The sequence below is a fragment of the Mycolicibacterium mageritense genome, assembly GCF_010727475.1.
Lineage (GTDB): Bacteria > Actinomycetota > Actinomycetes > Mycobacteriales > Mycobacteriaceae > Mycobacterium > Mycobacterium mageritense.
In genome coordinates this window covers 1716610-1739607 of sequence record NZ_AP022567.1, presented here as the reverse complement: position 1 = coordinate 1739607, position 22998 = coordinate 1716610, and the positions used below count along the sequence as shown (strand labels likewise).

Annotated in this window: 19 protein-coding genes and 2 pseudogenes; 19 read left to right on the top strand and 2 right to left on the bottom strand. The window is 64.3% G+C overall.

Going from position 1 to position 22998, the window contains the following annotated elements; all coding sequences use genetic code 11:
* Positions 1–364 precede the first annotated feature (364 nt).
* Both G6N67_RS08445 and G6N67_RS08440 read right to left on the bottom strand, forming a co-directional pair.
* Positions 365–1474 carry a sensor histidine kinase gene (locus G6N67_RS08445; protein ID WP_036432956.1) on the bottom strand — a complete coding sequence of 370 codons (1110 nt, stop codon included), beginning with the start codon at positions 1472–1474 and terminating at the stop codon, positions 365–367.
* On the bottom strand, positions 1467–2162 hold the full coding sequence (locus G6N67_RS08440; RefSeq protein WP_036432957.1) for a response regulator transcription factor: 696 nt from the start codon (positions 2160–2162) through the stop codon (positions 1467–1469). Before G6N67_RS08440 ends, G6N67_RS08445 begins: the two co-directional genes overlap by 8 nt.
* Positions 2163–2250: 88 nt before the next feature.
* Between G6N67_RS08440 and G6N67_RS08435 the strand changes: the two genes are divergently transcribed.
* The 19 genes and pseudogenes from G6N67_RS08435 to G6N67_RS08345 all read left to right on the top strand — a co-directional run bounded on the left by G6N67_RS08435 (position 2251) and on the right by G6N67_RS08345 (position 22960).
* Positions 2251–2778 (top strand): hypothetical protein, encoded by a 528-nt coding sequence (locus G6N67_RS08435; RefSeq protein WP_131524683.1) that lies wholly within the window; start codon positions 2251–2253, stop codon positions 2776–2778.
* A gap of 211 nt (positions 2779–2989) precedes the next feature.
* Entirely contained in the window at positions 2990–3802 is an 813-nt protein-coding gene (locus G6N67_RS08430; RefSeq protein ID WP_051578732.1) for an IclR family transcriptional regulator, read from the top strand.
* A 29-nt stretch (positions 3803–3831) separates the two neighbouring features.
* Positions 3832–4233, top strand: coding sequence for a MaoC/PaaZ C-terminal domain-containing protein (locus G6N67_RS08425; RefSeq protein ID WP_235684112.1), 402 nt, complete (start codon positions 3832–3834; stop codon positions 4231–4233).
* Positions 4233–5345: a substrate-binding domain-containing protein gene (locus G6N67_RS08420; RefSeq protein ID WP_036432960.1), complete on the top strand. Its 1113-nt coding sequence runs from the start codon at positions 4233–4235 to the stop codon at positions 5343–5345. The genes G6N67_RS08425 and G6N67_RS08420 overlap by 1 nt, the downstream gene beginning before the upstream one ends.
* A gap of 36 nt (positions 5346–5381) precedes the next feature.
* Entirely contained in the window at positions 5382–6407 is a 1026-nt protein-coding gene (locus G6N67_RS08415; RefSeq protein WP_036432961.1) for an ABC transporter permease, read from the top strand.
* The gene (locus G6N67_RS08410) at positions 6404–7927 is read left to right on the top strand and encodes a sugar ABC transporter ATP-binding protein (protein WP_036432963.1); all 1524 of its coding nucleotides are present in this window, start codon (positions 6404–6406) and stop codon (positions 7925–7927) included. Before G6N67_RS08415 ends, G6N67_RS08410 begins: the two co-directional genes overlap by 4 nt.
* Complete coding sequence (locus tag G6N67_RS08405) at positions 7920–8633, top strand: SDR family oxidoreductase (protein WP_036432965.1); 714 nt, start codon at positions 7920–7922, stop codon at positions 8631–8633. Before G6N67_RS08410 ends, G6N67_RS08405 begins: the two co-directional genes overlap by 8 nt.
* Positions 8630–10210 (top strand): acyl CoA:acetate/3-ketoacid CoA transferase, encoded by a 1581-nt coding sequence (locus G6N67_RS08400; RefSeq protein WP_036432968.1) that lies wholly within the window; start codon positions 8630–8632, stop codon positions 10208–10210. Before G6N67_RS08405 ends, G6N67_RS08400 begins: the two co-directional genes overlap by 4 nt.
* A 1-nt stretch (position 10211) precedes the next feature.
* Entirely contained in the window at positions 10212–11345 is a 1134-nt protein-coding gene (locus tag G6N67_RS08395; RefSeq protein WP_036432970.1) for a Zn-dependent alcohol dehydrogenase, read from the top strand.
* The gene (locus G6N67_RS08390) at positions 11345–12499 is read left to right on the top strand and encodes an acyl-CoA dehydrogenase family protein (RefSeq protein WP_036432972.1); all 1155 of its coding nucleotides are present in this window, start codon (positions 11345–11347) and stop codon (positions 12497–12499) included. Before G6N67_RS08395 ends, G6N67_RS08390 begins: the two co-directional genes overlap by 1 nt.
* A gap of 30 nt (positions 12500–12529) precedes the next feature.
* Positions 12530–12946 (top strand): aldehyde dehydrogenase family protein, encoded by a 417-nt coding sequence (locus G6N67_RS08385; protein WP_036432974.1) that lies wholly within the window; start codon positions 12530–12532, stop codon positions 12944–12946.
* 23 nt (positions 12947–12969) lie between these two features.
* A pseudogene (locus G6N67_RS08380) lies at positions 12970–14054 on the top strand (IS630 family transposase).
* A gap of 41 nt (positions 14055–14095) precedes the next feature.
* The gene (locus G6N67_RS08375; RefSeq protein ID WP_036432976.1) at positions 14096–15127 is read left to right on the top strand and encodes an aldehyde dehydrogenase family protein; all 1032 of its coding nucleotides are present in this window, start codon (positions 14096–14098) and stop codon (positions 15125–15127) included.
* Positions 15124–15864 (top strand): enoyl-CoA hydratase/isomerase family protein, encoded by a 741-nt coding sequence (locus G6N67_RS08370; RefSeq protein ID WP_229480123.1) that lies wholly within the window; start codon positions 15124–15126, stop codon positions 15862–15864. Before G6N67_RS08375 ends, G6N67_RS08370 begins: the two co-directional genes overlap by 4 nt.
* Positions 15861–16583 carry an SDR family NAD(P)-dependent oxidoreductase gene (locus G6N67_RS08365; RefSeq protein WP_036432978.1) on the top strand — a complete coding sequence of 241 codons (723 nt, stop codon included), beginning with the start codon at positions 15861–15863 and terminating at the stop codon, positions 16581–16583. The genes G6N67_RS08370 and G6N67_RS08365 overlap by 4 nt, the downstream gene beginning before the upstream one ends.
* Before the next feature lie 14 nt (positions 16584–16597).
* Positions 16598–17742: pseudogene (locus G6N67_RS08360) on the top strand (DUF993 family protein).
* Between the two features lie 33 nt (positions 17743–17775).
* A complete protein-coding gene (locus G6N67_RS08355) occupies positions 17776–19131 on the top strand; it encodes an MFS transporter (protein ID WP_051578733.1) in 1356 nt (451 codons plus the stop codon).
* 83 nt (positions 19132–19214) lie between these two features.
* Positions 19215–21890 carry an excinuclease ABC subunit UvrA gene (locus G6N67_RS08350; protein ID WP_179976811.1) on the top strand — a complete coding sequence of 892 codons (2676 nt, stop codon included), beginning with the start codon at positions 19215–19217 and terminating at the stop codon, positions 21888–21890.
* Positions 21887–22960, top strand: a complete 1074-nt coding sequence (locus G6N67_RS08345) for an SDR family oxidoreductase (RefSeq protein WP_197747956.1) — start codon at positions 21887–21889, stop codon at positions 22958–22960. The genes G6N67_RS08350 and G6N67_RS08345 overlap by 4 nt, the downstream gene beginning before the upstream one ends.
* Positions 22961–22998 lie beyond the last annotated feature (38 nt).

Below are 22998 nucleotides of genomic sequence, written 5' to 3'. Positions count from 1 at the left end.
GGAAGGACCGAACGCGAAGAGTCCTCTCGTCGACAAGGCGTGCCGGAGAAATGGTAGGCGCCTGGGCCGACAGCTGTTGGTATCCCACTCGGTGATTGGGCCAAATTCCGGTCCGAGCAGGGTGTTTTCAAACACAGTTACCGATCGGGCAGAGCGGTGCTGACCGCATGCGAGAACGATGCTCTCGGTGAAGTTCACGCACGCAGTGGCGATCACGCCTGGGGAGTGACGGTGGTGCCATGCGCCTGTGGCGCCCAGTCGCCATGGATGTGGCGCGTGTTCGGTGGTGCCATTGTCAGAGCCGGGATCTGGCGTGCCCGGCGGTCCGGCGTGCCGATCGAGACGGCCGCACCGTCGTGAAGACTCATCCAACCGCGTGCGCGGGCAATCGCACCGTGATGCACAGCCCGCCCGCGGGACGGGGCGCGAGGGCGAGCGTTCCGTCGTGCGCCCGCACGATGCTGTCGACGATCGCCAGGCCGAGTCCCACGCCCGCATGATGCGTACGGACGCGTTCCGAGCCGCGCTGAAACGGCTCGACAAGGGTGGAAACCAGTTGTGGCGTGAGCTTTTCGCCGGTGTTCTCGACCGTGAGAACCACGCCGTCGGGGCGAACACTGGTGCTGACCCATGCGGCGCCGTCGTCGGACAGGTTGTGAACGATCGCGTTGTGCACCAGGTTCGTCGTCATCTGGCGCAGCAGCGCGGCTGAGCCCGTGGTCGGCGCCACGTCGCCCGAGATCTCCAGGGCGACACCATGTTTTTCTGCCAGCGGCAGAAGAGTTTCCGTTGCCTCTTCGGCGACCAGGGACAGGTCGACGCGTTCATGAGCGAAGGACCGTTGATCCGCGCGGCTGAGCAGTAGCAGGGCTTCGGTGAGGTCGATGGCGCGCGTGTTGACGACGTGAAGGCGTTCGAGCAGTTCACCGGTGTCGCGGTTGCGGTCCTTGCGGGCCACGTCGAGCAGCGTCTGCGTGATGGCCAGCGGGGTGCGCAACTCGTGGGAGGCGTTGGCGGCGAATCTCTGTTGTTCGGCGACGTGTGCTTCGAGCCGTTCGAGCATGGTGTCGAAGGCGTCGGCGAGTTCTCTCAGCTCATCTCGGCGGCCCGGCAACCGGATCCGGTGCGACAGTGACCCTTTCGACGCCATGCGGGTGGCGGCCGTGATGCGCGTCAGGGGCGCGAGCATCCGGCCGGCCAGCAGCCACCCGCCCACCAGACCGAACACCAGCAGGAACGCCATCACGACGGCGGCTCTCGGCGCGAAAACATGTAGGAGCCTGGACCGGATGGGAAACACATCATTGGGAAAGGTGATGTCGGTGCTGCCCGGGATGATCATCATCCGGTCCGGCACATAGCGCAGCAGAAACACCCAGACGGCTGCCAGCAGCAGGGCACCGGCGAGCATGAGGAATCCGGCGTAGCTCAGGGTGAGTTTGAGGCGAAGGCTCAATCCTGGTGCTCTATCCACGGTTTCGTCCCTCACATCCGGAATCGGCGGCGGTGTCGATGCGGTAGCCGACACCGGGCACGGTGGTGATGAGCCAGGGTTCGCCCAGGCGTTTGCGCAACGCGGAAACCGTGATGCGCACGGCATTGGTGAACGGGTCTGCGTTCTCGTCCCACGCCCGCTCCAGGAGCTCTTCGGCGCTCACGACACCACCTTCGGCGGCGACGAGAACCTCGAGGACCGCGAACTGCTTGCGGGTGAGTGCCACATATCGGCCGTCGCGGTAGACCTCCCGGCGGAACGGATCCAGCCGCAGCCCCGCGACTTCTCGAACCGGCGGCCTGCGCTGGACGCGCCTGCGGTCGAGTGCCCGTAGGCGCAGCACGAGCTCGCGCAATTCGAACGGTTTGGTCAGATAGTCGTCGGCGCCGAGTTCGAACCCCGAAGCCTTGTCGTCGAGCCGGTCCGCGGCGGTCAGCATCAGAATCGGCATCCCGCTGCCGGATGCGACGATCCGTTGGGCGATCTCGTCGCCAGAGGGCCCGGGGATGTCACGGTCGAGGACGGCGATGTCGTAGGTGTTGATGCTCAACAACTCCAGCGCGGTGTCCCCGTCACCGGCGATGTCGGCGGCGATCGCCTCCAGGCGCAAGCCATCGCGGATGGCCGTCGCCATGTAGGGCTCGTCCTCGACCACCAACACACGCATGCTCTCCAAGCTACGAGCTGCCGCATATCGTCGGCATATCGAAAATCGCATACGCGCCGGCAACACCGTCAGGCCTTGACTGGCTGCCATGACAAACCACAACTCAGCACATACCCGCCGACCGCTCGTCACGCTCGCCATGGCCGCCTTGATCGGCTCTGCCGGTGTGGCCATCGCCGCCCAGGCCCTCGCCGAACCCGACAGCCAAGAGCGGGCGGTGAAGTACTCCGAGTGCATGCGAGCCAACGGCGTTGCGGACTTCCCAAACCCCAACGCGGACGGTCAATTCCCCTACGGGGGCGTCTCGGTGTCGAAAGCCACGTGGCAGAACGCGGTCGGCGCATGCGCGAACCTGCAGCCGTCGGGCTGGTCAACCGACGCCGGACGCACTCCCGCGCAGCAGGACGCGGCACTCAAATTCGCGCAATGCGTGCGTGAGCACGGCGTGCCCGACTTCCCCAACCCGGCCACCGCAACTGATCCGCTCATCGACACCTCCAAGATGCGGGGCGACGTGAGCGCGAGCAGCATTCCTGAGCTGAAGCCGGCGGTGGAGGCATGCCACGACTTCTTCACCGCCGCGTTGCCACCGCTGGGAACCGGACGGCCGGGCTGAAAAGGGGAGTCGAGGCATTTGCCTGACTGATTGATCGATTCATCCTGCGGCAGCGGCGCGTGCCACCCGCACTTCAACGCCCTGGACGCAGAGTCACCGCCAGAAAAGGACGGGCACCCGCCGTGGGTGCCCGTCCTTTGTGTCTTGACGCATGTGTCGGGGGCCATTATGGTCTACGTCACATCCACATTATGAATTGGAGATCCATATTATGGAGGTCTCGGGAGCGCAGAGCGCCTACCGTGTGCTCGATGTTCTGACCGAGGTATCGCTGAATCCTGGGGCGACCGCGAGCGAGGTCGCCGCTGCGACGAACCTGACCACCCCGACCGCGCACCGCCTGCTGCGAGTCCTCTGTGACCGCGGATTCGCCGTACAGAACGAGGCGGGCAAGTACATCCCTGGCCCGCAGATGCGAGTGCTCGTGGGCGACCGGGTCGACCATGCGGCCCTCGAAGAGATCGGGCGGCCGCTGCTGGCACAGCTGCGCGACAAGACCACCGAAACGGTGTTTCTCGCCGTTCGGGAGGGGTTGCAGCTGGCTTATCTGATTGTGTTGACGTCGTCGCATTCGGTGCAGATGTACGGCGAGGTGGGCCAGCTCATTCCGTTGCACGCGACCAGCCAAGGCAAGGTCGTACTCGCGTTCCTGCCGAGCGGCGTCGGAGACCGGATCATCGATCAGCTCGAGATGCCGCGCTACACGCCGGCAACGCTCACCACCGCAGCCGAGCTGCACGAGGCCATGTTCGACATCCGTCGCGACGGCTATGCGCTCAACTTGCAGGAACGTGAAATGGGCGTGCTGTCCGTCGCGGCGCCAGTGTTGGATCCGTCGGGCAACGTCGTGGCGTCGGTATGCGTCGGCGGTCCGATCTTCCGCGTCACCGAGGACGATCTGCGCGGAAAGTTCGCCGAGCTGACCTGTGAGACCGCGCAGGCAATCAGCGCGGAGCTGTTGCGTCGGTCCAATCCCGTGACGCCCGCGGCGCTTGATACGACTGGCGAGGGAAAGACGCGATGACATCAGTCACCGTCAAACAATTCACTGACATGCGAGTCGGGCTGACGACGTCGTACAGCGCGGTCCTGGATGCGAAGACGATCGCGGCGTATGCGGCATTGAGTGGCGACCACAACCCGATCCACGAAGACGCCGATTACGCGTCGGGGACTCGGTTCGGACGCCCCGTCGCCCATGGCCTGCTGGTTGCATCGTTCGTCCAGTCCGCGCTGACGAAACTGGTTGCACCTGGCGGAGTTTCCGTGAGGTACGAGATCGATCTGATCGCGCCGGCATTTGCGGACGCCAAAGTCACCGCCCACGTCGACTGCACTGCTCTCGATTCCGATCGGAGCAGAGCGACGTTCGGCGTCACTGTCGTCGACGACACCACTCGGACCACATTGATCCGCGGAACCGCTGTCGTCGCCTTCCCCCGAGGAGATCAATGATGAAGACCCGAGCCTGGATATCGGCGATGGTGTGTGTGACGAGTGCCGCGGCGATCTCGTCGTGCAGTACGAGCGTGAACAACAACGCCGATCCTTCAGCGGCGCCGGCGTCCAGCGTGGCGGTCGACGACGGTGGCTGCGCCAAGAACCACGATCAGATCGCCAAGACTCAGCAAGAGTTGGCCAACAATCTGTACGGTATCGCCGCGGAGAACTCCGACAAGGGCGCGAAGACCAACCCGAATCCGGCCCCAGCCGGTGATCCGATCAGGGTCACCTTCTCGATCGAAGGGCTCAGCCATCCGTTCCTGGTCAAACAGAAGGAACTCGCCGAAGCGGCGGCACGTCAGCACAACATCGAACTGAACGTGGTCAGCGCCAATGACGATGTCAATCAACAGTTCAACGATATTCAGACCGCTATCGCCCGGGGTACGGACGCGTTGATGATGATGCCGGCCACCACTCAGGGGTTGGACGCAGTCTTGGCGCAGGCCGAGACCAAGCAGATTCCGTACTTCTTCACCCAGAAAGGCATGCTCGGCATCTCCCCGGTATCACAGGTGCTGGCACCGTATGCCACCGAAGGAAAGCAGCTCGGCGAATGGGTGGTGCAGCACTATCAGGGCCGTGAGAACATCAATGTCGCAGTGATTTCCGGTATCCCAGGAGATCAGTCGAGCGATGCGCGGGTGAACGCGTTCCTGCTGCCGCTGTTGCGGGCTTGCACATTCAACGTCGTGGCCAACCAGCCGGGCAACTATCGCCGCGGTGACTCTGAGAAGGCGGCGCAGAACATGCTGGCGGCCAACCCGAAGGTCGATCTCCTGTTCGGAGCCAACGATGAAGCCGCACTGGGCGGTATCGCCGCGTTGAGTTCCAGTGGCCGGAAAGGTGTCGACGTCGTCGGATTGGACGGCGAATCGGACATGTTCACTGCGATCCGCAATGGCCAGGCGCTGGCGACGGTCATTCACAAGCCGACGGCCGGGATCGTCGTCGAGGAGATCGCGAACTATCTGCGCGGCGAGCCGGTGCCAGAATTCAAGGTGCTTCCCGAGGATCTCGTGACCAAAGAGACGGTCGATGCCGGCGCGCAACCAGCGTTCTGACCGCATGCCGTCTCATCCGATACCACGGAGAACGAAATGATCACCACCTCAACGCAACCGCAGCCGGATGTCACCGCGGCGCCTGTTCCGCGGCGCCGCACACTCGGTGGCTACAACCTTCGTCAACTCGCCCAGCTCGGACCCGTGGTGGCGCTGCTGGCGCTCGCGGTGTTCTTCGCCATCGCGGCACCCAACTTCACCACCGGCAGCAACCTCACGAACGTGCTGCAGCAGGTGTCGATCACGGCGGTGGCTGCGGTCGGAGCGACTGTTGTCATTCTCGTGGCCGGCATCGACTTGTCGGTCGGCTCGATCGTGGCTCTTACGGGGAGCATCGCTGCGCTCTATCTTCAGCACGCGATCCTGTCCACCGGCGCCTCAGCCGCGGTCGCGGTACTCGTCAGCCTGGTGGTCGGCACCGCGTGCGGGTTTCTCAACGGGCTTCTCGTCACCGTGGCCAAGGTGCCTGCGTTCATTGCCACCCTCGCTACGCTGACCGCGTTGCGCGGGATCGCCCTGCTCGTCACCAACAGCTACCCGATCTCGATCAAGAACCCCGCATTCACCGACATCGGTATCGGCAAGATCGGGGCGGTTCCCATACCGGTGATCATCATGGCCGTCACGTTCGCTGTCGGATATGTGATTCTGCACCGCCTCAAGATCGGGCGCCGAATCTATGCCGTCGGCGGCAACCGTGAGGCAGCGCGCCTGTCCGGTATCCGCGTTTCGAGGGTCTTGTTGTTCGCCTTTACCTTCGCCGGTCTGTGCGCCGGTGTGGCATCGGTGATTCTGACCGCCAAACTGTCCTCGGGGCAGCCCGCAGGCGCGGTGGGATTCGAGCTGGATGTCATCGCAGCCGTTGTGGTCGGGGGCACCAGCCTCTTCGGCGGGCGGGGTCGACTGACCGGCACCTTCCTGGGGGCACTGATTATCGCTGTGCTCGGCAACGGCTTGACATTGATGAACGTCCCGTTCTACTGGCAGCAGATCGTCACCGGGGCCGTCGTGGTGGGTGCGGTGGTGCTCGACCGGGTTACCCGAGGGGAGCCGGGCGAATGACCGTGTCCTCGCCCCCGCGCACCCGCACCCTGCACGCGAGTGACATCTCCAAGCGCTACGCAGGGGTTGCGGCCCTCGATGGAGTGTCGATCACCCTGGAGCAGGGCAAGATTCATGCCCTGGTCGGCGAGAACGGCGCGGGTAAATCCACGCTGTCGAAGATCTTGTCGGGCTTTGAGTCTGCGGATTCTGGAACGGTGTCCCTCGACGGAGATCCGGTCGACCCCAAGAACCCGGCGCATGCAGCGGCACTGGGCATCGCAATGGTCCACCAAGAGCTGTCGGTGATCGAAACGATCTCGGTCGCCGAGAACGTTCTCGTCGGGGCCGAACCTTCCCGTTGGGGTGTCATCGATCGAAAGGTGTTGGCGCAAAACGCAGAAACCTACCTGTCCCGCGTCGGTCTCGACATCGATCCTCGCCGACCTGCCGGCGACTTCTCCATCGCCGAGCAACAGCTGATCGAGATCGCGCGCATCCTTGCTCAGGACGCGCGTATCGTGTTCTTCGACGAACCGACCTCATCTCTGCCGCAGGATGATTCGCTGCGATTGTTGAGGTTGCTGCGTGAATTGCGGGACGCGGGGACCGCCGTGGTGCTGATCAGCCACGACTTGCCCGAGGTGCTCGAATATGCCGACACAGTGACCGTGCTGCGTGACGGCACGCACATCGTTACCGGCGCTGCCGCGGACTTCACCGAAGAATCGCTGATCAAACACATGATCGGACGGAAACTCGACGTCCTGTACCACGGCCACAGTGACCCCGCGGAATCCGCGGTGCAACCGGTGCTGACAGTGGACGGAATCACCGCTCCGGGGGTGGTGTCGGCATCACTTCAGGTCGGCCCCGGCGAAATCCTCGGTATCGGCGGACTGGTAGGCAGCGGCCGCACCGAGACGCTCGCCGCGATCTTCGGCGCAACCCAACTCGACGCAGGCTCGATGATGTTGAACGGAAAGCCATACCGGCCAACCCATCCCCGTGAGGCACTCGATGCCGGGGTCGCTCTTGTGCCCGAAGACCGCAAGAACCAAGGGCTGCATCTGCGTCTTCCGATCAACACGAACATCGAACTGGCGAGCCTGGCCGCGATGAGTTCGGGCCCGTGGGTCCGCCGGAAACGTGGTGCCAAGATGGTCGAGCGCTTCTTCTCCGAACTACGCATCAAAGCCGCAACTCCCACTATGCCGGTCGGAGCACTTTCGGGAGGTAACCAACAGAAGGTCGCGCTGGCCAAAGTCCTCGCGACCAAACCACGGATCCTGCTGCTCGACGAACCCACCCGCGGTATCGACGTGGGCGCAAAGGCTGAAGTGCATCGGCTGATCCGCCAACTCGCCGACGAAGGCATGGCGATCATCATGGTGTCCTCAGTGCTGCCTGAACTGCTCGGTGCGTCGGACCGTGTCGTCGTGATGCGTGCCGGCAAAACGGTTGGTGAGCTGACTCGGGCTGAGGCCAGCGAAGAGGCCGTGATGATGTTGGCGTTCCAGGGCGGGGTGTCCGATGACTGAGCGGGTAGCCGTGCTGACGGGCGCTGACGGTGGACTTGGCAGAGCTGTTGCCGAGCGGTTGAGCAAGGACGGATTCTCACTGACGCTCGGGTATCACCCGGGCAGTGATCCGGTCCGGTGCGCCGACCGGCAGATCGCCGTTGCCACCGATGTGACCCGTGAAGACGATGTGGCTCAGCTCATCACCACAGCCGTCGAAAGTTTCGGGCGCATCGATGCCGTGGTCACCCTGGCCGGAGTGATGGAGCAGACGCTGATCGACGGATTGGACCTGGCGACGTGGAATCAGACGCTCGCTGTCAACCTGACCGGCACCTTTCTGTGCATCAAGGCCGCCGCCGAGGAGTTGCGGAAAGCGGCAGGCACCGTGGTCACCATCGGCAGCCAACTCGGCTACACAGGCGGTATCAACTGTGCTGCCTACACGGCGTCCAAAGCCGGGGTCTCAGGGTTGACGCGTGCGCTGGCACGGGAACTCGGACCAGAGGTGCGCGTCAATTGCGTTGCACCCGGACCGATCACCACGCCGATGACGGCTGAGCACGCGACGCCGGAATGGGTCGCACAGAAGACGCGACAACTTGTCATGGGCCGGTTCGGAGTTCCCGACGAAGTCGCGTCGGCCGTGTCCTGGCTGGTAGGCGACGAAGCCTCGTACGTGACCGGCCAAACGATCCATGTGAATGGCGGAGGAGCAATGCCATGAGAGTCAGTCAGTTAACGAAGCCCGAGATCCTCAGCGCACGTGATGCCGTTGATCGCATCCCGGATCGAGCCCGGCTGCTGATCGAGGCCTCCGGAGGTGGCGTCATCGAACCTTCGGGACTGCTGCATGCGCTCGCCGACAGGTACCGAGCAACCGCCACACCATCGGAACTGTCGGCCTACTTCTGCAGCGGCATCGGAGATCGAGCCGGCGCCGGCATGGACATCCTTGCCATCCCGGGCCTCATCCGCAGCGCAGTCGCCGGGCACTGGGCGATGACGCCCACCTTGTCGAAGATGGCGCACGACGGCGAGATCGAAGGCTACAACCTGCCCCAAGGGGTGCTCGCCCAGCTCCTTCGGGAAAGCGCGGCTAAACGGCCAGGGCTTGTCACCAAAGTTGGTCTCGGCACGTTCTGCGACCCGCGCCAGGGTGGCGGCAAACTCAACGCCGCTACCACGGCCGACCTGGTCGAACTCCTGGAGTTACGTGGGGAGGAGTACCTCTTCTATCCCAGCCCCGCATTCGATGTCGCGTTCATCCGCGGCACTACCGCCGACGAACACGGCAACCTCACGCTCGAACACGAGACCGCCAAACTCGGTGTCCTGGCGGCCGCGACGGCCGCGCGCAACAGCGGTGGAATCGTGATTGCACAAGTCAAGCGCCTCGCGGCCCCGCACACCCTCAACCCGAAGAGCGTGGTGGTTCCGGGGCACCTGGTCGACATCGTCGTCGTCCAGGAAGACCAGTGGCAAACCGCGATCACCCAATACAATCCGGCCTTCTCCGGAGAGGTGTACGTGCCGTTCGGGCAGTCGCCCATGATGCCTCTGAGCGAACGAAAAGTGGTGGCCCGCCGCGCACTCGATGAAATCGAACCTGCCTCGGTGGTCAATCTCGGCGTCGGAATGGCCGACGGTGTGGCCACCACGGCCTTGGAGGAAGGCCGCCTGTCTGACATCACCCTGACGGTCGAGCAGGGCTTGGTGGGTGGCGTGCCCGAGCGAGGTGTCATCTTCGGGGTCTCGTGGAACCCCGAAGCGGTCATCGAACATGCCTCGCAGTTCGATTTCTACGACGGCGGCGGCCTCGACGTCGCGTGCCTCGGGTTCGCCGAAGTCGACAAGGACGGGAACGTTAACTCGTCCCTGGTTGACGGTCGCATCTTCGGTGCCGGTGGGTTCATCAACATCAGCCAGGCCGCCCGAAAAGTGGTGTTCTGTGGAACGCTGACCGCCGGTGGACTGCGGATCGACCTGTCCGAGGGACGCCCCCGAGTTGTCGCGGAGGGCCGGCACTGCAAGTTCATCGACCGGGTCCGCCAGATCACTTTCAATGCCCAATTGGCCCGGGAACGCGGGCAGGAAGTCATCTACGTAACCGAGCGCGCCGTGTTCGTGCTGGGTGAAGACGGCCCGGTGCTGGTGGAGGTCGCCCCGGGATGGACTGCCGACCAAATAGTGGCGCTGATGGACTTCCGGCCCAAGCTCGCCGACGAAATCAAGGTGATGTCGCCGGGTCTGTTTGTCCAACATCGAGATTGCGTCGATTCCGCCGCGAAGAAGGAGAACTAACATGCGTACCCGCGCCGCAGTGACATACGGACTCAACACACCGTTCGACGTCAAAGAGGTCGAGCTGGGCGAGCCCGCACCCAACGAGGTGATGGTGCACCTGGTCGCCTCCGGGATCTGCCATTCCGACATGCACCATGTCACAGGCGATCAAATCGCCCAACTGCCGATGATTTTCGGCCATGAAGGTGCCGGCATTGTCGAGCAGGTCGGCGCCAATGTCACGCACGTGGCACCGGGCGACCACGTCGTCATGTCCTACCTTCCCTCGTGTGGAACGTGCCGGTGGTGCACCAACGGTCAGACGAATCTGTGTGATCTGGGCGCGTACACCGTGCAGGGGCCGCAGCTTGATGGCACCTATCGTTTCCGCGACGACGACGGCGTACAGCTGGGCCAGTTCTGCCTCGTCTCGACGTTCAGCGAGTGGACTGTGGTCCCCGCTCAATCGGTCGTCAAGGTCGGCACGCACTACCGGCTCGAACGTGCCTGCCTCGTCGCCTGCGGTGTCACCACCGGCGTCGGAACCGCCATTTATCGCGGTGGTGTCGAACCTGGTGACGATGTCATGGTGTACGGCGTGGGCGGCATCGGCATGAACATCGTGCAGGGGGCCAGGATCGCCGGCGCCAAACGCATCATCGCCTGCGACACCAATGACTGGAAGTTGGAGCAAGCCAAGATCTTTGGTGCTACCCACACAGTCAACCCGAACGTCACCGACCCCGTTGGATTCGTCACTGAATTGACGTGGGGAGTGGGCGCGGACAAGGCCTTCGAGGCAATTGCGACGCCCGAGACCATCGGTCAGGCGGTTCGCTCGGTGCGTAAGGGTGGCGTCGCCGCCGTCGTGGGCTTGACCCGTCATGACCAACCAGAGATTCCGATCAACCCGTCGGACTTCGTGCTGTGGCAGAAGACCCTCACCGGATCACTCAACGGTGGCTGTAATCCCCGCAACGACATCCCCAAGATGCTCAAGCTCTGGGACTCGGGTCAACTGAACCTCGATGACCTCGTCACCCGCGAGTACCGCATCGAACAGATCAACGAGGCCTACGACGATCTGTTGGCCGGCAAGAACCTGCGCGGGGTGATCCGCTATGAGTGGGCCGACAACGGGGTCGATCACTGATGACACTCACCTCCCAGCTCGACGCCGACGCCGAGGAGTTCCTGGGAGTCGTCAACGACTTCTGCGTCTCCCAAGTAGCACCCCGGGCCCAAGAGATCGACCTGACGGGCGAGTTCTTTCCCGACCTGCTAGCTGCTGCTGCCGAAATAGGTTTGCAGGGACTCATTTTCACCGAAGACGGCAATATCGATCCGACCATGTTCGCATTGGCGCACGAGACCACTGAACTGGTGGCGTCCTATTCTGGCGCTGTCGCACTGGGTATCTCGATCTCCCGCCTGCACGGCTACCTGCTGGCCGCATACGCGCCGCCACATTTGCGGGACCGCTGGCTGCCAGGTCTGATCGACGGAACCGTGCGCGGCAGCTTCGCGCTGAGTGAACCGCACTCGGGGACCGACATCAGGGCCGGCCGAACAGTGGCCCGCGTTGTCGACCCCGTGACCGTAAGCATCACCGGTGAGAAAGCCTGGATCACCCAGTCGCCTGTTGCGCACTTCTGCATCGTGCTGACCAAGCTGGGATCGCCCGATCGTGACGCGGAGACGGCTGCGTTCGTTGTGCCGCTCGACACCGAGGGTGTCACCGTCGGGGCCGACGAACCGATGTCAGGCTTCCGCGGGATGCCCATGGCGAATGTGCATTTCGACGATTGCCGGATCCCCGCGAGTTGGCGGCTCGACGTTGATGGTTTCCGCGGCATGCTCGAAGGTCTCAATCTCGCGCGCCTCGACGCGGGCTGCTACGGAGTGGGTTTCATGCGCGCAGCGCTGCGTGAGACCAGTGCGTATGTCCGTGATCGGCAGGCTTTCGGGAAGACGCTGGCCGACCTGCAGATCGTGCAGGAGAAGCTTGGCCACCTCCACGCCGACTATCTGGCCGCCCGCAGTCTGCTACGGGAGGGGGTAGCCAGCTTCGCGGCGGGCGGCGGCGGGGATGCTCATCTGATCTCCGCCGCGAAGATGGTGGCCAGCGACGCGGCGATGCGCCACGCGGTAGAGGCCGTGCAACTGCACGGCGGCTACGGGGCCCATCTGCACTATCCGGTGCAGCGCTTGATGCGAGACGCGAAGATCACCCAAATCATAGATGGCACAAGCGAAATTCACGCACTCATGCTCGGTAGAGCGGCTGCACGTGCCGACTGGTCCTAGCCGACCACGCCTTCACCAAAGGAGTTCCTGATGACGATTCTCTCCCATGCGTTCGCGCCGCTGGCCGAATCTCTGCAGCGAGCAGTGTTCATCGACGGCCGCTTTCAGCCTTCAGACGGTGCACCACTTCCGGTCACCGACAAGGCCACCGGAGAAGTTCTCGGCCATGCGGCCATCGCCACTTCCGTCGACATCGACCGTGCGGTCACGGGTGCGGCTTCTGCACAACGGGATTGGTATCGGACCCCGGCTACCGAGCGAGCCGCGATCCTGCGTCGCGGCGGTGAAATCCTGACCCGCGAGGCCGCTCGTTTCAAAGACGTGTTGGTGCGTGAAGGTGGTGCTACCGGCCCGAAAGCCGAAGGGGAGATCGCGGCCAGCGTGATCGAGTTCTATCAAGCGGCGGAGCTCGCGACCACGCCGCTAGTGTCCTGCGCCGTAAATTAGTTGATTAATTGTAGAATTGGCGGGTGGGAACCAGGGGTAGGCCGGTAGTCGAGTTGGTGTTGACCGACGACGAACGTGAGACGTTGCAGCGGTGGGCCCGTCGATCGAAGTCCTCGCAGGCGTTGGCCCAACGTTGTCGGATCGTGTTGGGTTGCGCGGCAGGGAAATCCAACAAGGAAGTCGCCGCTGATGAAGGTGTGGCCGCAAACGGTCGGCAAATGGCGTGGACGGTTCCTGGAGGCGCGACTGGAGGGTCTGGCCGATGAGCCGCGTCCTGGTGCGCCGCGCAAGATCACCGACGAGGCGGTCGAGCAGCTGATCGTGGCCACGTTGGAGCGTCAACCCAAAGGCGCCACGCACTGGTCGCGGTCTTCGATGGCGGCTGAGACCGGGTTGTCGAAGTCAACGGTCGGACGGATCTGGAAGTCGTTCGGCCTCAAGCCGCATCAGGTGGACACCTTCAAGATCAGCAACGACCCGCAGTTCGTCGACAAGGTCCGTGACGTCGTGGGGTTGTATCTGGACCCGCCGGAGAAGGCACTGGTGCTCTGCGTCGATGAAAATCGCAGATCCAGGCCTTGATCGCAGCGCGCCGGTCCTGCCGATGATGCCCGGCATGCCCGAGCGCCGCACCCATGACTACGTGCGGCACGGAATCACCACCTTGTTCGCCGCCCTGGATGTGTCAACCGGCGAGGTCTACGGCTCGATTCACCGCCGGCACCGCGCGATCGAGTTCAGAAGTTCTTGACCAAGTTGGACAACACCGTGCCCGCTGACCTGGACGTCCATCTGATCTGCGACAACTACTCGACGCACAAATCGCCGACAGTAACCAAATGGCTTGCCGCCCATCCCCGATTCCATGCACTTCACCCCGACCTACTCGTCGTGGCTCAACCAGGTCGAGCGGTGGTTCGGGTTACTCACCGACCAGAAACTGCGCCGCGGCGTTCACCGCTCAATTCAGGCCCTCGAGAAGGACATTCGCGAGTGGATCGCAGACTGGAACGACAACCCCCGCCCGTTCAACTGGACCAAGACCGCCGACGAGATCTTCGAACGACTCGGTTCATATCTTCAACGAATTCCCGGCGCAGGACACTAGGTGAGGTCATCCCGTCCGGACAGCGGGGCCGGGTCAACCTCGTGGAGCGCCGGCCGGTGGGCGTCGTCGGCCTCATCACCGCATGGAACGCCCCGGTGCACATCGCCATGCGCGTTCTCGCACCGGCGATCGCGTTGGGCAACGCGGTCGTGCTCAAGCCGGCGCCCGAAACGCCGTTCACCGGCGGCTTGATGCTTGCCGAGGTTCTGGCCGAGGCTGGTGTGCCCGGCGGCGTGGTGCAGGTTCTCCCGGGCGGCCCGGCGGGGCCTGCGCTGGTTGAGCATTCGCAGGTCGACATGATTCACTTCACGGGATCCGAGGAGACCGGACGACGCATCAACGTCGCCGCGGCGCCACTCCTCAAACGGGTCGCGTTGGAACTCGGCGGCAACAACGCCACCATCGTACTCGCCGACGCTGATGTCGACCTGGCTGCCAGCTGCGGTGCCGCGTCGTCGTTCGGCCACCAGGGCCAGGTGTGCATTGCCACGGGGCGTCACATCGTCCTTGCCGATGTGGCCGAACAGTACGTCGCCAAGGTGAGTGAGCATGCGGCCGCGTTGACGATAGGCGATCCGTTCGTGTCCGACGTCGACCTGGGCCCCATGGTTTCGACGAGACAAGTCGACAAGGCGTTGGGGATGCTGCACACCAGTGTTGCCCAGGGGGCACGTCTTGTCGAAGGCGGCACCGCTGATGGAGTTTTCCTGCGGCCCACTGTCGTCGATCGGGTACACCCGGGAATGCCGTTGCATGACGAGGAGGTGTTCGCCCCCATCGCGCCTGTTACGGTTGTCGATTCGGTCGATGATGCCGTGGCGATCGTCAACGGCACGCGGTTCGGTTTGTCGACTTCAGTGTTTGGCCGTGACCTCGACACTGCGTGGACTGTCGCCGACCGGATCCGTACGGGCATGGTGCATGTCAACGACGGCACAGCCCTGCACGAATCGCAGGTGCCTTTCGGTGGAACCGCCGCGTCCGGTCTCGGTGACGATCTCGGGGGCCGGTCCAATATCGACCTGCTCACCGAGCGCCGCTGGACCAGCCTGCAGCGGCGGTCCGCATCGTGACCCCAGAGCTACGCGGGGAAATACGACTGGACCGCGACGGCCCAGTCGCCCGAATCGTGTTGGACCGGCCCGCCAAGCGCAACGCGCTGAACACCCACATGCTCACCGAACTCCGGAGGCGACTTGACGACGCGGCAGCTGACGCCGATGTACGGGTGGTCACGATCGAATCCGAAGGTCCGGTGTTCTGTGCCGGTGCCGACACAAGCGAATTCAGTAACACCACACCTGAACTCATCCTCGGGCCATGGACGCGGCTGGGACAGCGAGTCTTTGCTGAACTCGCCGAGCTGCCGCAAACCACGATCGCGGTACTGAGCGGAAGTGCGTTCGGCGGAGGCTTGGAGCTCGCCATGCATTGCGACTTCAGGGTGGCGGCACGCGGCGTCCAGGTCGCGTTACCCGAAGCGACCTTGGGCACCGCTCCGGGGTGGTCAGGCGTGGAGCGCGTGGCCGGGATTGCAGGACTGAGCGCGGCGCGCATGCTGGCACTTACCGGCCGCCGCTACAGCGCCGATGACGCCCACGAACTCGGGATCATCGACATTGTCGCCGACGACGTCGTTGATGCCACAGCCGAACTCGTCGCCGACATCTTGCGAACCACACCCGTCGCCCAGGCCGTTCTCAAGCGAGCCCTTTCCAGCACGGTGGTGTCGGCGGAGCTCATCGATTCCCTCGCCGGCGCCTATCTGGCCGCGTCCGGCGAGACCACTCCCACGAGGAGGACACAGTGACCAGAACCGTGCTCATCGCCGGATCCTCGCGCGGCATCGGTGCCGCGGCGGCACGGATGGAATCGCAATCAGGGTCACGGGTGATCTTGCACGGTCGTAGTGATTCCCCGGCGCTCAAAGAACTCGCCGCCGAATTGGCTGCCCCCGCCTACCACTGCGACGGGCAAGATCGCGACGCTGTCGAGGAGCTCGTCAACAGCGTTGTCACCCAAGAAGATCCCATCGATGCGCTGATCTGTACGCTGGGCACGGTCACCGCGACCGACGCATTGGCCGGTGACACCGAAGTCTGGGTCGCAGAATACCGTGCCAACGTTCTGGGCCCGGTGAACTTCATCCGTGCCGTAGCGCCTTCAATGCTGGCCAACGGCAAGGGCCGTATCGCCACGGTGTCGTCCATCCGCGGCCGCGACAACCTGGCCAGCCCCGAAGTGACCGGCTACTCTGCGGCAAAAGCTGCGCTGGAGAACGTCACCGCTTCGTTTGCAAAAGCGTTGGCGCCTGCCATAACTGTCAACGCCGTCGCGCCGGGATTCGTCCTGACAGACATGGCCGGTACCTGGTCGGACGAAGTCCGCAAGGAAGTGTCTGCCAACTTGCTCGGCCGTGCCGCCCAGCCCGAAGAGATCGCTGCCCTGCTCTGCTTCCTGGTCAGTGACGGGGCCAGTTTCATTACCGGACAAACCATCCTTGCCGATGGTGGATTGGATGCGCGATGACCACAACCGTGACCATGCCCGCCGCGCACCACGCGACCACCACCGTCACGCTCGCCAGCCCAGCGGCGTTACCTGTGCGGTCCGATGCGCCGCGCAGTCGCGACGTGTACGCTGCGGTCCACGTGGTCGCCGACCCGCTACGGGCCTGCGCGGATCTATCGGTCCCCCAAATCGACTGGGACGCCACGCTGCGGCTACGCCATGACCTGTGGGCACTCGGCCTCGGAGTCGCCGAATCCATGGACACTGCCCAACGAGGTATGGGGCTGACGTGGGGCCACGCCAGGGAACTGGCGTTGCGCACCCTGGCCGAAGCCGCGACTGTCGGTGGCCGTGTGGTCGTCGGTGTGAGCACGGATCAACTCGATGCTTCCGCACCCACTCTGGACCAGATCATCGACGCCTACCGGGAACAGATCGACGCCGTCGAATCCGCTGGAGGCGACGTGGTGATGATGGCCAGCCGCCACCTCGCACGCACCGCGACCAGCGTCGACGACTACCGCACCGTCTACGACGCAGTTCTCGGTGATGCGACCCGGCCGGTGATCCTGCATTGGCTGGGAGCTGCGTTCGATCCTCAGCTTTCCGGCTATTGGGGTTTCGACGAACCCAAAGCAGCAATGCCCACCGTGGCGAGCCTGATCGCCGACCATGGCAACAAAGTGCGGGGGATCAAGGTCTCACTTCTGGACGCCGCGCTGAAATCCAACTGCGCGAAATGCTCTCGGATGCACCGGCCCGGGTCTACACCGGCGACGATTTCAACTACGTCGACATGATCGCCGGGGACGGCAGCACTCACAGTGAGGCTCTGCTCGGCGCGTTCGCCGCCGTTCCCCGGTTCGCTTCGGCAGCCTTCGGCCGGCTCGACGAAGGTGACCCGGCCGGATTCCGTGAGATCCTGCAACCCACGGTAAAGCTGAGCCGGCTGGTGTTCACCGCGCCGACGCAGTACTACAAGGTCGGCGTGGCATGGCTGGCCTATCTAGACGGCCACCAGGATCATTTCAAGATGATCGGTGGCTTCGAAACGGGACGTAGCATCCTGCACCTGGCCGAACTTGTGCGCGCCGCAGGAGAAATCGGCCTCTTCACAGACCCTGAGTTCACGGCTACACGGGTAGAGGCATTCTTTGCGCCCTACGGTGCCCGGTGACCTCTGTGATTCCCCGCAATCCAGGAGCAAACAATGTCTACCCACGCCACCGCTGTGACGGCGTCACAGCCGCACACTGACATCGCCGAAGCACGTCGAGCGGCTGCCGCGGCGTTCTTCGGCGGCACGCTGGAGTACTACGACCTCTACATCTACGCGTCCGCCGCCGCGTTGGTCTTCAAAGAGATCTTCTTCCCAGCCATCGGCGCTGCCGGAACACTGGCAGCTCTGGCCACGTTCGCCGTGGCGTATGTGGCACGTCCACTGGGCGCAATCATCCTGGGCCACTTGGCAGATCGTTTCGGCCGCAAACGCGCGCTGTTGATCACGCTGCTGGCCATGGGCCTGTCGACAGTGTTGATCGGCTTCCTTCCGGACTACGAGACCGCAGGGGTGGCAGCGCCGATATTGTTGGTGATCCTGCGGATCTGCCAGGGGCTCTCAGCGGGCGGCGAGACGGCCACCGCGAGTTCGTTGACGGCTGAAGTGGCGCCGTTCGGCAAGCGCGCAACGTATACGGTGTGGGCACCCAACGGTATCGTCGCCGGGTTCCTGTTGGCGAGCATCGTCTTCGTCGGCGTCGCCATGCTCCCCGAAGACCAACTGCTGAGCTGGGGTTGGCGGGTACCGTTCTGGGCGAGTATTGCCGTGGTGGCGATCGGCTACGTGATCCGCCGCCGCCTTGACGAGCCGAGTGCCTTCCGGGAGGCTTCCGTCGAGCAACAACTGGCCAAAGTGCCGCTCGTAGAGACCTTCCGGACACATTGGGCGAGCGTCCTACGAGTCACGCTGTGCTCGCTGGCATTTGCGGTCAGCACCGTGATCGGGGTGTTCGGCCTGGCCTACGCGAAAGACGGTGGCTTCAGCGGATCGACGATGCTGTGGGTTTCGGTGATCGCCAATGCAGTCGGTCTGGTTTTCCAGCCGTTCATCGCCGTGGTGTGCGACAAGGTCGGACGTAAACCGATATTCGTCACCGGCTGCATAGGTTCCGCGGTGCTGATCTTTGCGTATTTCAGCGCGATTAGCAGTGGCAACATCATTCTGGTCACCCTCGTGGCATCCGCACTGATCGGCGTCACCTATGGCGCTGTCAACGCGATCTACCCCGCATTCTTCACCGAGATGTTCTCGTTGCGGGTGCGTACCACCGGAATGGCAGTCGGGCTCCAAGTGGGTTTGATCGTGTCGGGCTTCTCGCCGGCGATCGCGCAGATGCTGGTGGGTGACGAGCACAGCAACTGGATGCCGGTCGCAGTCATGTCCGCGGTGATGTCGCTGATCGCGGCGGTGGCGGGGCTCTCTGCCCGAGAGACCTACCGCACCCCGCTTGACCAGCTCGGCAATCCCGACGTCCCTCCTCCAGGGGATTCGGCAGGCCAGCCCTAATTGTCAAGAGCCCGGAATAGGGAACGGATGGCGTGGGGTTCATCGGTGTCCGAGTCGGGCGCTGCTCCGGCTAGTGTCGCGCTATGCCGTCAGGATCGAGGTCGTCTGAGCGGCCGGTGGACATACCGGCCGATGTCCGGGTGCGCGGCGCGCGGGAGCACAACCTCAAGAACGTCGACGTGGACGTGCCGCGGGATGCGCTCGTGGTGTTCACGGGCGTCTCGGGATCGGGCAAGTCGTCGCTGGCGTTCGGCACGTTGTTCGCCGAGTCGCAGCGCCGGTATCTGGAGTCGGTGGCTCCGTACGCGCGTCGACTGATCGAGCAGGTGGGTGTGCCCGACGTCGACTCGATCGAGGGGATGCCGCCCGCGGTCGCGTTGCAGCAGCAGCGCGGTGCGGGCAGTGCGCGGTCGTCGGTGGGCAGTGTGACGACGTTGTCGAGCCTGGTCCGGATGCTCTATTCGCGTGCCGGGAACTATCCGGCCGACCAGCCCATGCTGTTCGCGGAGGATTTCTCGCCCAACACCGTGCAGGGTGCGTGTCCGACGTGCCACGGTATCGGCCGGGTGTACGAGGTGCCCGAAGCGCTCATGGTGCCCGATCCGTCGTTGACCATCCGGGACCGGGCCATCGCGTCGTGGCCGCCCGCGTGGCACGGGCAGAACCTGCGCGACATCCTGGTGTCCCTGGGTTACGACGTCGACAAGCCGTGGCAGGAGCTGCCGAAGAAGGACCGCGACTGGATCCTCTACACCGAGGAGCACCCGACGGTGCCGGTGTATGCGGGGTTCACGCCAGCGCAGACCCGTCGGGCCCTGAAGCAGGGCATGGAGCCCAGTTACCAAGGCACCTTCACCGGGGCGCGCCGCTACGTTCTGGACACGTTCGCCAACACCAAGAGCGCGCTGGTGAAGAAGCGGGTTTCCCAGTTCGTCAGCAGCGCGGTGTGTCCGACCTGCCGTGGCAAGCTGCTCAAACCTGAAGCCCTTTCGGTCACCTTCGAGGGATTCGACATCGGTGAGCTGTGCAGCCTCTCGCTGATCCGGCTGGCGCAGGTGCTGGAACCCGTGGTCGGCAAGAACTGGACACCGACCGATGTAGGGTCCGACGGCATCCTCGACGAGTCCTCGCGGCGCGCGGCGGTCCAACATCGGGTGGAGGCCGGTGGGTCAGCGCACAAGGCGGCGCCCGATGTTCGGCACACCCCGAACATGTCCGTCGAAAAACGCGCTGCCGCCGGTCGTTTGGTGAGCGAACTCCTTGAGCGGCTGCAACCGATCATGGATCTGGGTCTCGGCTACCTGTCGTTGGACCGCAGCACCCCGACGCTGTCGCCGGGCGAACTGCAGCGGCTGCGGTTGGCGACGCAGCTGTCATCGCAGCTGTTCGGGGTGGTGTATGTGCTCGACGAACCTTCGGCCGGGCTTCACCCCCGCGATCGGGACGCGCTGCTGGGCATTCTTGACGGCCTGAAGCGACGCGGAAACAGCGTCTTCGTGGTCGAGCATTCGCTCGACATCATCGGCGCCGCCGACTGGTTGGTCGACATCGGACCCGACGCCGGTGAGAACGGCGGCCAGATTCTCTACAGCGGCCCGCCGAAGGGCCTCGCGAAGATCGCCGAATCAGCCACGCGCCGATACCTGTTCGGCCTGGCGCCGCCGGTGGTCCGCGCCCCGCGGGAGCCCAGCGGCTGGCTACGCCTGGAACACGTGAGCCGCAACAATCTTCACGATGTGGCGGTGTCGTTCCCGCTGAAATGTCTGACCGCGGTGACGGGGGTCTCCGGCTCGGGAAAGTCGAGCCTGGTCAGCCAGGCCCTGCCGACGCTGGTCGCCGAGCATCTGGGCGCGCCGGTGAGCGGGTCGGCCGACGACGCGTCTGACGACGACCTGCTGCTGGCGGGCGATTCCGCGCCGGTCGACGGCAGGATCGTCGGCGACATCGGCGGCCTGCGTCGCGTGGTGTGTATCGACCAGAAGCCCATCGGCCGCACGCCGCGGTCGAACGTCGCCACCTATACCGGCATGTTCGACCACATCCGCCGTCGGTTCGCCGAGACACCGGAAGCGCGCCGCCGCGGCTACAAGGCCGGGCGGTTCTCGTTCAACGTCGCGTCCGGACGGTGCCCGACCTGCGAGGGTGAAGGGTGGGTGATGGTCGAGCTACTGTTCCTGCCCAGCGTGTACACCCCGTGCCCGGACTGTCACGGAACGCGTTACAAGGCAAGCACGTTGGAGATCACCTGGCGCGATCGCAACATCGCCGAGATTCTGCAGATGGGTGTGGAGGAGGCGCGCGACTTCTTCGAAGGCGACGCAGAAGTGCTGCGATCGTTGACCGTGCTGTGCGACGTCGGACTGGGCTACCTGCGGCTGGGGCAGCCGGCGACCGAGCTGTCCGGCGGCGAAGCCCAACGCGTGAAGCTGGCCACCGAACTGCAGCGGGCCCACCGCGGAGACGCGCTCTATCTGCTCGACGAACCGAGCGCGGGGCTGCATCCCGCCGACACCGACCGGCTGATGCTGCACCTACAGAAGCTGGTGGACGCGGGTAACACGGTCGTGGTCGTCGAACTCGACATGCGGGTGGTGGCTCAGGCCGATTACGTCGTCGACCTCGGTCCGGGTGCCGGTGGCGACGGCGGTCGCGTCGTCACGACCGGAACACCGGCTGAGGTGTCGACCCACGCGGACAGCGTGAGTGCTCCCTACCTCGCCGCCGCCATCCCCGACCCGCAGGAGAAGATCAACTCATGACCACGATCGATCCCGCAGCACCCGTGTTCGTGACGGGCGCCAGCGGCTACATCGGCAGTTGGATTGTCCGGTACCTGCTCGAGGCGGGATACACCGTGCACGGCACGGTGCGCAACCCGCAGAAGGCCACGGGGCTCGAGCATCTGCACAAGCTCTCGGCAGATCATCCCGGGCGACTGAAGCTGTTCAAAGCGGACCTCCTCGAGCCCGGCAGCTTCGACGAGGCGATGGCCGGATGCGAACTCGTCATGCACACCGCATCGCCGTTCCTGCTCTCCGGCTACACCGATGCGCAGGAAGCGCTGGTACGCCCGGCACTGGAAGGCACCCGCAACGTGCTGGACGCGGTCAACCGCACGCAGACCGTCAAGCGCGTGGTACTGACCAGCAGCGTGGTCGCCATCTACGGCGACACCTGCGAGTCGCGCGATGTCCCCGGCGGCGTGTTCACCGACGAGCACTGGAACACCACCAGCAGTGTGGAGCACCAACCATATTCGTACTCCAAGACCGTGGCCGAGCAGGAGGCCTGGCGGTATCAGAAGGCACAGGACCGGTGGGATCTGGTCACCATCCACCCGGGTCTGGTGCTCGGCCCTTCGCTGACCAGCGCCAGCGACTCGGCCAGCCTGAGCACGATGAAGCAGTTCACCGACGGCACCCTGCTGGCCGGCGCTCCGGCGTTGACCATGGGCGTGGTGGACGTCCGCGAGGTTGCCGACGCCCATCTGCGTGCAGGCTTCACCCCCGAGGCCCACGGTCGGTACATCGTCAACGCGGACTCGCTGACACTGCTGCAGATCGGCAAGATCCTGCGTCGCAAATTCGGCCCGCTGTACCCGTTCCCGTGGACGACAACGCCGAAGATCGTGGTGAAGGCCATCGCTCCAGTCGCCGGGCTGACCCGGAAGTTCGTCGACCGCAACGTGGGTTACCCGCTGGTGTTCGACAATCACCGCAGCCGAGACGAGCTGGGGCTGGTGTACCGGCCGGTCGAGCAGACCGTGACCGATCACTTCCGGCAGATGCTCGACGACGGGCTGATCCCACGCCGGCCGGGAGCTCGTTGATCGGGAACCGGATGGCCGGGAATGGCCATCGCCCACCC